A 9,945-nucleotide genomic window follows, 5' to 3' on the forward strand; every position below is an offset into this window, starting at 1 on the left:
ATCATGCACATTGCAGTCAAAAGCTTTTTCATTTTAAGTTTACTCAGTTCTAGTGCATGGGCGGTAGAACCTGCTACACCGACTGCTGCTCCAACAGCAGGCGCTCCAGCGACACCAGCTAAAATCACCTCCGCCACACCTGCCAACCCAACTGCCACTGCGGCTAAACCGCTGACGGCTGAACAGATTGTTAAAGCCAAACAACAGCAAGATGCTAAAGTCAAAGCCATGATTCAGGATCAGGCTAGCCGTTTGAAGCAACTTGAGCATGCCAATCTTGAAGCACTGGCACAGAATCAGGAACTACAGTTAAAAAATGACAATTTAACGGTTCAGGTTCAGGTATTGCAAAGCGAACGTAGCGCACAAATGTTTTTATACGGCGCCATGACCATTGCGGTCGGTGTGATTCTCGGTTTCTTTATTGCCAGTTATGTTTACACCAAACGCCGTCGTCAGTGGTAAAACCAGCATCTTTATTTATGTCTCTCTCATCAAAACTACAAACCGCTGATCTGGACTGGGAATGGGTCGATGGTATCGAGATTCCCATTTCCAAGCAATTTGGCGATGTCTACTTTTCCAAAGCTAACGGTTTACTGGAAACACGCCATGTGTTTTTAAACGGTAATGATTTAACTGAACGTCTTTCCCAACTGAGTGATTATCAATACTTCTGTGTGGGAGAAACCGGTTTTGGCACAGGCTTGAATATTTTGACCCTGTGGCAGCTCTGGCAACAGGTACGTCCAGATAACCATAGCCATCTGCATGCTATCAGTGTAGAGAAGTTTCCCCTCAGCAAAGCAGACCTGGTTCGTGCACTGAATGTCTGGCCTGAGCTAAAGCCACTGGCCGAACAGCTGATTCAGCAATATCCGCTGCCGATTGCAGGCTGTCATCGTCTCAGTTTTCCAGAACAACGTTTCAGCATTGATTTATGGCTGGGTGATGCACAGGATATCTTCCCCGTCATCCCAAAAACACAAGCGGTCAATGCCTGGTTTCTGGATGGCTTCGCCCCCTCCTGTAACCCGGATATGTGGCAAGAAAATGTGCTGAATCACATCGTGCGTTTGTCCGAGTTCGGAACCACCTTAGCATCCTTTAGTGTGGCTGGAGTACTGAAACGTGGACTGAAACAACATGGCATCCAGATTAGCCGTCCACGGGGTTTTGGACATAAACGGGAAATGCTCAAAGCGATCTGGCAGGACATTGCCACACCTGAAACAGGCTCAATAAATTCAGAACAGCACCCAGCCATCGAAACCGAAGCAAATACAAGCCGATTAAACACCGGACCACGCCAGATCGCGATTATTGGCGCTGGAATCGCAGGTTTAAGCTCAGCCTGGGCATTTGCTCAACGTGGTCATCAAGTCACCGTATACGAGCAAAATGAGCCGCTTGCAGGCGCTTCTGGCAATCCACTGGCGCTGCTCAACCCCAAACTATGCCCGATTGATCAGGCACCTGAACACCTGATGACCTTAAGCTGGCAGCATGCACTCAACTTTTATGCGCGTTTTAAGGCTTTTAGGCTAATTCAGGTCCAGCAATTGGCATTGAAGAATGCGGATGAATTACTGGCTTTGGCAGAACAATATCCTGAAGGTGTTTTATCAGCACAATCAGAACAGCACCAATTCCCGAAGACAGACTTGCCGAATTTGACACTACATCATGCAGGTGCAGTTTCTCCACATCAGTTACGCGATGAAATCTTGCAGCATCCGAATATCAGCATAAAAACAGCCAGAATTTCCCGCTTAAACTCAGTCGAATCACAAACTGAACTTTGGCAGGAGCAACAACGGATCGCCACAGCAGATCATGTTATCGTCTGTTGCGCCAGACAAAGTGCGGAACTGTTTAAAAACTACCCGGTTTTAAAACCCATTCGGGGACAAGTCAGCTGGGTTGAGAATAGCCAGCAGCCTTTAGCACTGGATCAGGCCTATAGTTATGGCGGCTATTGCATGCAACTGGATGCCTCACACTTGATTCTGGGAGCCTCGTTTTATCCCAATCGGGATGATGCCGAAGTCTTGGCTGAAGATCATGTGCATAACTACGAACTTATCCACAATGTGTTCCCTGAATATGCACAACAGTTGCCTGCTCTAGAGCACTGGCAAGGTCGGGCCGCTGTCCGTGCCCAGAGTCTGGATTACTTTCCTTTGGTCGGCAAAGTCCACAACCATGAGCAAAACTATAGCTTTGCAGGTTTAGGGTCGAAAGGATTCTTGTTTGCGCCACTATGTAGTGAGATTCTGGCGGCATTGATCTTGGGTGAACTGTGTCCGGTTCCACAACCGTTACTGGATAAATTGAATCCGCAACGCTTCCAGAAGAAAGTGAAAGCTAAAAAACCATATTATTCAGGTTAAGTATTTGGACGTTTGAATCTTTATTATTTTTGAATTTGCCAAAATACCCAAGTATTTTGGCAAATTTTTGAGTGTTTTAAGCGCCTTGTTCCAAAGCTAAGCCTGCATCACGTGCTGCGCGTGTGCCACCCATCAATACAACATACTCACGAGAACTATCAATACCGTCTAAAAGCTCTGCTGCACGCGGTGCTTTACTACCGCCACCACACAGAATGTAAATCGGTTGATCCGCTGCCACTTGAGTCAAACTATCCGCAGTTAATTCAGCAATTGGACGATTCACCGCCCCTTTGACATGAGCCTCTGTATACGCTTTGGTATCTCGGACATCCCAAATGACTGCGCCTTCTGGGAACTCAAATGTTGTAATTTCTTGTTTACGGATCATTGTGCACTCCTTTGATGTAAACAACACTTGGCAAATGAAGAAAACCCCCTTAGCATCTCAAATATTCTTTCCCTTTGTAAAGGTCTAACTATGCCTTCTTTTGATATTGTTTCTGAATTAGAGTTATTTGAAGTCAATCATGCGGTGCAAAACACGCAAAAAGAAATTGCTACACGTTTTGACTTCCGTGGGCAGGATGTTTCAATTGAGCTAAATGAAAAAAATAAAGAAATCAAAATCTCAACTGAAAGTGATTTCCAGTGTGAACAAGTCTATACCATGCTGGAAAACCATTTCTATAAACGTAAAGTTGACGTACAGGCACTCGATCCACAAAAGGCGACCGCTTCAGGTAAAAATGTGGTGCAAGTGATCAAGCTTAAAGATGGACTTGACTCAGATACCGCAAAAAAAATTAATAAAGCCATTAAAGAAAGTGGCATCAAGGCGCAATCTTCTATCCAAGGAGACAAAATCCGTGTCACGGATAAAAAGCGCGATACTTTGCAACAAGTGATGAACTTTTTACGTGAACAACAATTTGGTCTGCCACTGCAATTTAATAACTTCAAAGATTAAGTAATAGGTTCACCATGGCAAAAGATAACCGTCTTTATAAGCTGGTTAAAACCACCTCTAAATTTCCAAAAGGCATTCGTAGCACGCTCTGGAGCAAAGCGTTTGGTCGTGTTGTTCCTATGGTCGGCACAGCCAATATCCGCTATTTGGAGGTGGATAAAGACCACGTGACTGTTCGTATTGAAAACCAGCGCAATATGCAGAACCATATTAAAGGGGTTCATGCTGCCGCAATGGCATTACTTGCAGAAACTGCGACGGGCTTTTTAACGGGTTTACATGTTCCGGATGATCGGATCGTCTTGATCAAATCATTGCATGTGGATTATTTAAAAGTCGCGCAAGGTGGTTTAACTGCGACAGCGAGCTTATCAGCAGATCAGCAAAAGTTTATTGCGGAGAATGAAAAAGGCGAGTTATTGATTCCTGTGACCGTGATTGATGATTCTGGTAATGAACCGATCCAGTGCCAGATGCTTTGGGCCTGGTTACCAAAACGTAAAAAATAATAACGGGTCTAGACTATTCCAAGTTCATCATTAGTATCAGGATACAAGCATCTCAGTTTGTGTTCTGATGCTAAAAATGAAAAAAATATTGCTTCTTTCCCCTGTATTTGTCCTGCTCAATCTAGCATTTTACCCAGGTCAAGTCTTTGCTGCGGATGCCTCTTCTCGCGTTTCTGTGCCCGCAAAGCACACAAAATCTGTAGCTGAACAAAACAAGAAAATTGTCACCGATTTTTATGAAGGTGTTTTCCTGAAACATCAGGTCAAACAATATGCGGATCGTTATATTGGGAATCAGTATATTCAGCACAATCCGAATGTACCTGATGGTAAGATGCCTTTTATAAACTTCTTTACGCAAAAATTTAGTCATCATCCTCAGGCAAAGAATGTCATCAAGAAAGTGATTGCTGAAGGAGATTTAGTCGTCCTGCATGTGCATTCGACTGAAAATGACACTGACCGGGGCCGAGCCATTATAGATATATTCCGGGTTGAACATGGCAAAATTGTAGAGCACTGGGATGTGATACAGAACATTCCAGAGAACAGCAAAAATACCAATACCATGTTCTAAGCAGAGTACACATAAAAAAAGCCCAACATCATGTGGGCTTTTTTAGTTTGGGCTTAGATAAATTTTTCAATCATTGTCATCAATTGCTGGAGATAGTCAGCGTCAACCTCATCAAACTGATTCAGTTCATCACTATCAATATCCAGCACGCCGACACACTCACCATTTTTCATGATGGGTAACACAATTTCCGATTTAGAGTCAGAGCTACAGGCAATATGCCCGGGAAACTGATCCACATCAGGCACCACAATTACTTGCTGCTGCTGCCAAGCAGAACCACATACACCGCGCCCTTTGGCAATACGGGTACAGGCAATGGGCCCCTGAAATGGACCTAATACCAGCTCATTTCCTTTCACCAGATAAAAGCCAATCCAGAACCAGCCAAATTGCTGTCTGAGTGCCGCACAGATATTGGCCAGATTCGCGATCACATCAGCTTCATCTTCAACAATGGCCTGAATCTGTGGCAGGATACTTTGATATTGCTCAACTTTGTGGCCCTGTTGTAAAACCAGTTCTTCAGCCATCTGTATATTCTCGATTAAAAAAGTAGTGTTAAAACATCATCATCTGTTCTAGTAAGTGCAGATATTAAAACGGATCATTTAAGCTGACTGTGAAGCTAGAAAAGACTGCTTAATTTCATCTGTAATTAAACGTTTATTTCCATTTACATCTACCGCAACAAAGGTAAATACGCCTTCGGTAATCCGTACAGGTTCACGTGAATCATCGTGACTGTTCCACACTTCGATTTGAACCTGTACCGAGCTGCTACCGACTTTTAGAATCTTGGTATAACAGCTAATCACATTACCCACTTTTACAGGCACGAGGAAAGTCATCTGATTAATGGCAATCGTCGCACAACGGCCTTTACTAAAACGTTCAACATGAATCGCTCCAGCCAGATCCATCTGGGAAACAATCCAGCCTCCAAAAACATCACCACTCCAGTTGGTATCCGCTGGCATGGCAATATTTTGTAGAGATAAGATCCCTTCAGGATGCTTTGGGCGTTCGCTCATGTTAATTTCCTTGCTGTTGCTGTAATTGCTGGTCTAGCCACTGTTGCAGTTCAGGTGCACGTAATGCGCCACTGATTCTCGCCACTTCTGTGGTTTTGTTCATGAGAACTAGGGTTGGGATACTGCGGACATTAAATGCAGCGCTCAAACGCGGGTTTGCTTCCGTATCGATTTTGGCAAAAACAACGTAAGGATTTTGCTTGGCGACCTGAACAAAATGTGGCGCCATCATTTTACATGGACCACACCATTCTGCCCATAGGTCAATCAGCACAGGTAAATCATTATTACTAATGAAATTGCTAAAGTTTTGTTCATTCAGCTCAATCGGTTCTAAAGGCAGCAATGCTTGATGACATTGACCGCAATTGGGATGAACCGCCAGTTTTTCTTCAGGTACACGATTTTTTGCACCACATGATGCACAGACAATAATCATTTACATCACTCCGATATGTTGATGTAAAAATTCTAATTGGGTTGTGACTGCTTTTTCAAACCAAGAATCGTGATAAATATCGAAATGCTTCATTTCCCACTCATGATAGCTCACAAATGGCGCAATATTGGTGGCGGCTTCACGACTCGAGGCAATCGGAATCAGGCTGTCATATTTAGCCGCAATAAATAACACCGGAATATTAATCTTGCGTACAAACTGGATTGGCCGGTAACGCATCAGATTAAAAAATACCCGTGCAGGCACCTCCCCACTCCAGTAATAATCAGGGTTTACAATCGAATGATAACCGTAATAACTATCTGAGGTCGGTAAGAAACAGAGTTTATATTGATCGACTACGGGTAAGGTTTTAGGGGCCAAGCCCATCTTGGAGCCCATATAGTCCTGACTGGAACGTTTCAATGCTTCTGGATAACGTTGCAATGGATATAGCTTGGCTGTCTCTGCCCCGTCAACATAAGGCACTTGTACCATCACTGCCTGAATATTTTTCAGATCCGTCGCCAAACTAAGAGCATAGCCACCACTGAGTGAAGTGCCCCACAAAATAATCCGGCGGCTATCAATCGACTTACAGTTAGAGGCATATTGAATCATGCTCTTCCAGTCATCAAGCTGGGCACTGAGCGATACCAGTTCACGCGGTTTTCCGGTACTGCCGCCCCAATAACGATAGTCGAACAAAATCACGGCATAGCCGGCATGGGCAAAACGCTGTGCATACTGAACCAACTTAAATTGGCGCAATCCAGCAAATCCATGCGCCATCACAATCACAGCGGGTTTAATATTGGTTTTCGGAAGATAGAAGTCGGCAGCGATGGTTTCATCACCACTCGTAACATACAACGGCTCAACTGTATAAGTATGCATGCGCGCTCCATTGCGTATCTTATTCGTTATCATCGTTTATTTAATATAGACATTTAAACCCAAGATCGAGCTTAATGCTATGATAGATAGAGCATAAAATGTTTTGTTTGATTTTGGAGTGACAAGATGTCAGAAAATATAGGTTTTGCAGGTCAAATCGGCCCGGAGCATGTAGCTCAAGTTGTCGAAAAAGGTTTCAAATCGATTATTAATAACCGTCCTGATATGGAAGGTGGACCTGATCAGCCGACCAGTGCACAGATTGAAGAGTCTGCTCGCAGTGCAGGTCTGGATTATGTCTATCAGCCTGTCGTGGCGGGTCAGATTACTGAACTGGACGTGCGTACTTTTGCAAATCATTATAATGAACTGCCAAAACCGATTTTGATGTTCTGCCGCACAGGGAACCGTTCGAATAATTTATATCAGTTAGCCAAACAGATGGATCTGCTAGACGATTAAATTCATTACATTTCATTACCCGATCAAAATAGTTAAATCTTGCGATTTATATGAAGATGGTTCTTTTTCATAAGATGAAGAACCATGTCAAAACTTGCTGTTATTCTGTTATGCCTTTTCGCTGTTTCCGCTTGTAGCTCAATGCAAGTTCGTCCGACCGCCTCAGTGAGTGTAGGAACAGCATTATAAAAAAACAGCACCGAAGTGCTGTTTTTTTATAGGAAAAATTTACTTTTATTTATACGCAGCAAAAACTGTTGATACCTTACCATCAGGAGCTGCGACAGAAATTTTAAAGATATCCCCTACAGCACATTCTTTCAAACGATAACCATAAAAGGCTTGTGTGCTATTTTTAAAAGTTGTCGGTGTTAAAAGATTAAATACATTTGCGACAGGGGTGCTGCCTTGTACCAATTCAGCAGTACACGACAAATTATTATCTTTGGTATTATCTTCGGCTGTAACGCTTACAGTAGAGCCAGTAGGCATAGGAACCCCTTGCATACTATTTCCATACAGATTAAAAGATAATAATCCCTCACTCGCATTAATATTGGTAAACGTTGCCGTATTTTCAGAAAATGCAAAGATAAGCTGCTGGCGTAGAATACCATCTAAATTATCGTCACATGTATCAGCAATATTCGGCTGATTCATCGTTGAGGCCGCGCATGCAGCTTTATTGCCTACAATTTTCCGATTATAAAGAAACTCCCCAATACCATAGTTATTATCGTATTGGTTATTTTCATTATCATCACGGAAGAAGCTACCAATATTACTAAGCAGCTTATCTACCCCTTTCGTATAAAGATTATCACCATCTAAATCAGTAAAGCTCTTATCACCTTCAACATAGGCCAGAACAGTAACTCGGTTATCTAAAGGTCGTGGGTCCTGAACGGATAACGTGACTGCACAACGACCAGCATTGGTCGAACAATTAGGAGTAACAACACCGCCTTCACTAATAAAACTCACCAGCGTTCCATTAGGCACAGGATTACCCGTACGGTCTCTTAACATGACGTTAATCGTAGCACTATCGCCATCGACCTTGTTCTGCAAGGCATTTTTGCTCACTGATAAGCTGAAACCGTCTTGAGTTGCGCGTCCCGTTGATACAGAAACATTTTTAGATAACGCTGAAACAGCGCTGTTAGAAACTAGAGTTGCTTTGATTTCGACAGGTCCCGGTTTATCCCCTGGATATAAGGTTACGATCACTTTACCATTTGGGTCACTTTTTACAATTTTAGAATTTTGATTGCCTAAAGAGATAAAACTGAGGTCTTCTGGCGCACGAACCAATTCAATATTTACATCTTTATTTGCAGCTGGCGTACCATTCGCATATAAAGTAAATTCAATCTGGCCTGATGCAGCAGTACCACTACTTCTAATACCCAAAGTAACTGGACTTGATGTTGTATATTTTAAAGAGTTAGCTTCAATTGCAGCAATATTCACAGTAACTTTTGATTCAGGAATATTTGAACCAGACGCAAGAATCGTTTGCTGGCCTTCACACAGCTTCCCGTCAGCTCCAATTGCTTTATAAGAAGTGGTTACATCACCTTGATTTGAAGATACAACGCTTACTGGCTCAAAAGTTCCACAAGTAGCATTAAAGCTAACGGTCACATTATTCTGATTCACCTTAGTATTTGAATCTTGTGTCTTCAAAGTAATATTGGTAGATGCACCTGATTCCAGTTGTGTCGTGGCTGCTGCCATACCAACTAAAACAATATTTGCAGCCTGAAGTACGAAATTATAAGGTTGAGTTGTTGCCGTTGTACCTTTATAACTAGTCGTCGCAGACAACTGATAAGCGCCGGTTGCATTTAAGTCTTGTGGTTTTACCGAGATACTGGCCTCGCCTTCCGCATTGGTCAGCACAGCACCATTGGTCGTGCCAAAAGCAACACCTTCCCCTTGAAATGTCACAATTGCTCCACTAATTCCTTTTCCAGAAGAATCAGTCACTTTTACTTTAGCGGTTACACCCGATGCTGTAATTGAATTTGTAGCCGTATTATTCGCATCATATAACTGAATATTTGTAATATTCACAGCTGTGACAGGAGTCTGGCCATTTCCTCCAGAGGAATTATTATCATTTGAACCATAATAACCTCCCCCACCTCCACCACAACTCACCAATAAAATAGAGATAGCCATCGCCGACAACTTTAAAGTAAGTTGCTTTTTATTCATGATCATTCCTTTTTGTCCCCGATCAAATCCCCAAACGGAATTAGACTTTTCATTATAAAAATATGCCTAATGTAACCATAATATAGATTTTGTGTAAATATAGTTTATCTTCAAGTAAAGATTATTAAAGTGATGCCAATCAAACTATTTGTAAGAATCGAGAATTATGTTAGAACTTTTAACAAATAAATTTTTTACTTAAAAGAAATAAAGGTTGCTCTGAGATAAATATTCCAAAAGGAATATAATTTAATAAACCAACTTATTTTCTCCCGCCAATAAAAAAACACCCCTAACCGTCAGGTTAGGGGTGTTTCATATTTAAAAGCTGGCGATGACTTACTCTCACATGGCAAGTGCCACACTACCATCAGCGCTAAGAGGTTTCACTTCTGAGTTCGGGAAGGGATCAGGTGGTTCACTCTTGCTATTGTCGCCAGC

The 9,945-nt window shown here is 42.5% G+C and carries 12 protein-coding genes and 1 rRNA gene; 6 read left to right on the forward strand and 7 right to left on the reverse strand.

The features are described 5' to 3' along the window. Positions 1-3: 3 nt before the first annotated feature. Together JO943_RS18105 and mnmC are read left to right on the forward strand one after the other, a co-directional pair. Positions 4-465, forward strand: a complete 462-nt coding sequence (locus JO943_RS18105; RefSeq protein WP_202741463.1) for a hypothetical protein — start codon at positions 4-6, stop codon at positions 463-465. Positions 466-482: 17 nt separating this feature from the next. Next, positions 483-2,393 carry an FAD-dependent 5-carboxymethylaminomethyl-2-thiouridine(34) oxidoreductase MnmC gene (mnmC, locus tag JO943_RS18110; RefSeq protein WP_202741464.1) on the forward strand — a complete coding sequence of 637 codons (1,911 nt, stop codon included), beginning with the start codon at positions 483-485 and terminating at the stop codon, positions 2,391-2,393. A 76-nt stretch (positions 2,394-2,469) separates the two neighbouring features. Here the strand turns inward: mnmC and JO943_RS18115 are convergent, their stop codons facing one another. Further along, positions 2,470-2,784 (reverse strand): rhodanese-like domain-containing protein, encoded by a 315-nt coding sequence (locus JO943_RS18115; protein WP_004774429.1) that lies wholly within the window; start codon positions 2,782-2,784, stop codon positions 2,470-2,472. 90 nt (positions 2,785-2,874) lie between these two features. Here JO943_RS18115 and JO943_RS18120 point away from each other — a divergent pair, with 90 nt between their 5' ends. The 3 genes from JO943_RS18120 (at position 2,875) to JO943_RS18130 (ending at position 4,449) form a co-directional block, all read left to right on the forward strand. Continuing rightward, positions 2,875-3,363 carry a YajQ family cyclic di-GMP-binding protein gene (locus JO943_RS18120; protein ID WP_004774427.1) on the forward strand — a complete coding sequence of 163 codons (489 nt, stop codon included), beginning with the start codon at positions 2,875-2,877 and terminating at the stop codon, positions 3,361-3,363. Positions 3,364-3,377: 14 nt separating this feature from the next. After that, complete coding sequence (locus JO943_RS18125; RefSeq protein WP_009506088.1) at positions 3,378-3,872, forward strand: DUF4442 domain-containing protein; 495 nt, start codon at positions 3,378-3,380, stop codon at positions 3,870-3,872. Positions 3,873-3,939: 67 nt separating this feature from the next. Then, positions 3,940-4,449, forward strand: coding sequence for an ester cyclase (locus JO943_RS18130; protein WP_202741465.1), 510 nt, complete (start codon positions 3,940-3,942; stop codon positions 4,447-4,449). A 53-nt stretch (positions 4,450-4,502) separates the two neighbouring features. Here the strand turns inward: JO943_RS18130 and JO943_RS18135 are convergent, their stop codons facing one another. The 4 genes from JO943_RS18135 to JO943_RS18150 all read right to left on the reverse strand — a co-directional run bounded on the left by JO943_RS18135 (position 4,503) and on the right by JO943_RS18150 (position 6,819). After that, entirely contained in the window at positions 4,503-4,982 is a 480-nt protein-coding gene (locus JO943_RS18135) for a GAF domain-containing protein (protein ID WP_202741466.1), read from the reverse strand. A 78-nt stretch (positions 4,983-5,060) separates the two neighbouring features. Next, positions 5,061-5,483, reverse strand: a complete 423-nt coding sequence (locus tag JO943_RS18140) for an acyl-CoA thioesterase (protein WP_004774422.1) — start codon at positions 5,481-5,483, stop codon at positions 5,061-5,063. Position 5,484: 1 nt separating this feature from the next. Further along, on the reverse strand, positions 5,485-5,922 hold the full coding sequence (gene trxC / locus JO943_RS18145) for a thioredoxin TrxC (protein ID WP_005228547.1): 438 nt from the start codon (positions 5,920-5,922) through the stop codon (positions 5,485-5,487). Further along, the gene (locus JO943_RS18150) at positions 5,923-6,819 is read right to left on the reverse strand and encodes an alpha/beta hydrolase (protein WP_005228546.1); all 897 of its coding nucleotides are present in this window, start codon (positions 6,817-6,819) and stop codon (positions 5,923-5,925) included. A gap of 126 nt (positions 6,820-6,945) precedes the next feature. Here JO943_RS18150 and JO943_RS18155 point away from each other — a divergent pair, with 126 nt between their 5' ends. Then, the gene (locus JO943_RS18155) at positions 6,946-7,281 is read left to right on the forward strand and encodes a TIGR01244 family sulfur transferase (protein WP_005228544.1); all 336 of its coding nucleotides are present in this window, start codon (positions 6,946-6,948) and stop codon (positions 7,279-7,281) included. 234 nt (positions 7,282-7,515) lie between these two features. Here the strand turns inward: JO943_RS18155 and JO943_RS18160 are convergent, their stop codons facing one another. Next, positions 7,516-9,504: a hypothetical protein gene (locus JO943_RS18160; RefSeq protein ID WP_202741467.1), complete on the reverse strand. Its 1,989-nt coding sequence runs from the start codon at positions 9,502-9,504 to the stop codon at positions 7,516-7,518. Between the two features lie 326 nt (positions 9,505-9,830). Continuing rightward, a 5S ribosomal RNA gene (gene rrf, locus JO943_RS18165) occupies positions 9,831-9,945 on the reverse strand.

It is taken from the genome of Acinetobacter sp. 'aerobic (ED)', from assembly GCF_904886855.1.
GTDB classification, from domain to species: Bacteria; Pseudomonadota; Gammaproteobacteria; order Pseudomonadales; family Moraxellaceae; genus Acinetobacter; species Acinetobacter courvalinii.